This is a genomic window from Barnesiella sp. (assembly GCF_022723415.1).
Classification (GTDB): Bacteria; Bacteroidota; Bacteroidia; order Bacteroidales; family Barnesiellaceae; genus Barnesiella; species Barnesiella intestinihominis.
On sequence record NZ_JAIJHU010000122.1, the window covers coordinates 1 to 2,265 of the forward strand.

A 2,265-nucleotide genomic window follows, 5' to 3' on the forward strand; every position below is an offset into this window, starting at 1 on the left:
TGTACATAGAGGAAACAGTATGAGTCTCTATCTTTTCGAACCTTACGGACGAATGGAAAAAGCTCTCCACTATTTCGGTCTCCAAAGTTTATTACAAGCCACACAATGGGGACTTGGAGGAACGGGAACACCCCAACTTGTGCTTGATGATTTTAAAGTATATAACCAAGCCTTAACGGAAGAACAAGTAAAAATCTTATATGCCCGAGAAAGTATTCCAAACGGAATGTACACAGCAAGTGCTGCTGCAGATGCCAACCTTTGCTGGGCTTCAGAAGAAGCAGGAACTGCAGTAGGCACACTTATTGACATGCAGCCAACCTCTACAGTGGGTAATGAATTTACAAGGCAATGGGTAATCTCACCTATTGCAGGTAGTCTAAATGTGTGCAAAATCAGAATGGCTTACAATGAACGTTATCTTTCGGTTGATGATGTTGAAACTGCCCAATATGTCAAACTTGATTTTGCAGAAGGAAATACAAACTGGTTGTTGGAACCTGCTGGTGATGGCTATTTCTTTATTCATTCAGAAAAGCGTCCTCATTTATACATGAGAGTTGATCAGAAGCCTTTTTCTACTAAGAAAATTCTAAAAGTAGATTACTATAAAGGAGCAGACGCACCTTATTATAAATGGAGATTCAATCTTCTCAAATTCAAGCACGACTTGGAACGAAACGATTTCATGACCAATATGGGTTATGAAATTGTTGATAACATGAATACTGCATTTGGACTTGTTCCTATAAGGCCATTTACCACGAGTTCATCTCCTTTAGTAGCAGATAGAGACATCTACCCTTCTCTTTCTAATCATTATATTTTCAAAAAAGATTTAGATGATTCCTACAATATCTTCAGCAAAACATATCCTAATAAAGCTATCCATCCTAAGAGCAGAGATTTTTCTGCAAACCAGATAGTGGAATTAAATGATTGGCACAGCGGTTGGGAAAATCACTACAAGTATATTGTAGAGAGACCTAATCCTATGGGCAGAAAAATTAAGATTAAACCTATCATGTCGCAAACTTTAACGGTGTATTCTGGCGACTATCCAACTCAAGCAGGTGTAGTATTCAAAGCAGAAAAACAAGGAACAGAAGATGCTCATCTTTGGCAAGTATTTGCTGATAACGGAAGACTCAACCAGAACAAACAAATTTCAACCATCGTCCCAGGCATTTACACTATAACTACCCAGTTGGATGGTGGTAGAAAACTTTGTCCGCAGAATTACAATTTCACACAAGGAGCAGACATTACATTACGCACGTTTCAAGAAGATTATCGGTCTTCGTTCTATTGGTTGGTTGATTATGAACGAGATAATCATGGGGAACCAGTTAGAGACGGAACTTATACTATTCAACTCATGGGAACAGAAACTTCTCTTATGGGTAGTACTGATGGCAGTATTCCAGAAAGCTCTACCGTCAAAACAACAGAAATGAACAGAGAAAGTTTTGCTCTCACCAAATGGTTCATTACTCCAACAAGAGATGGTACTGGAAGTTTCTATATTCAGTCAGCTTCGGACAAGCTTAAATACCTTCACTGCAAAAATGCTTCTGGAGGCGAAGGAAACACTGTGGAATATTATTATATGCGCCAACAAGCTGAACAGAAAGCATATAAATGGCAATTCGAAAAGGTAACAATTCCAACACCATTAACACCTGGTACATATAGGATTCACCGCGACCCTTATTATGTTCATACTACCAATGACTCTAAAACACCAAATGTTGGTCTTGAATTAGGAAACTCTCCTTATAACGGCACATATACATGGCAAGTGGAACAAAATGCAGACTGTACATACTCCATTTATCTATTAGATGGAAGTACTCGGCTTTATTTCCACACAGAAAATAATCGTGTGGATGCGAGTGCTCCGCTAAAGATTGACCTATATAATAAAGAGCATGCTTATTCATACCGCTGGTTAGTCACAGGATCAGGACAACCTAACACATATTACCTCCAGTTAGTTGCCAATCCTGTTGACGGATACATGCATTTGTATTCTCATCATTTACTCTATGGAACACCATTGGAGATTTACAGGTTTGTCGATGTTGTTGATTATGTTTATCAATGGACATTTGAGAAAGTTGAATAAAAACACCCTTAATAAAGTATCCTAAGATTGATGACAAAGTCTCTTAGGATACTTTGCAAAGTTAATTACAGGAAGTAAGCTATACTCTCCACTTGACTTACCGAACCCAGATTTTTATCATATCCTTCGATATATAA

Annotated in this window: 1 protein-coding gene; it reads left to right on the top strand. The window is 38.1% G+C overall.

Features of this window, described 5'->3' with window-relative positions:
• On the top strand, positions 1-2,128 hold a 2,128-nt coding region (locus QVD32_RS12940; RefSeq protein WP_287710353.1), incomplete at its 5' end, for a ricin-type beta-trefoil lectin domain protein.
• Between the last annotated feature and the right edge of the window lie 137 nt (positions 2,129-2,265).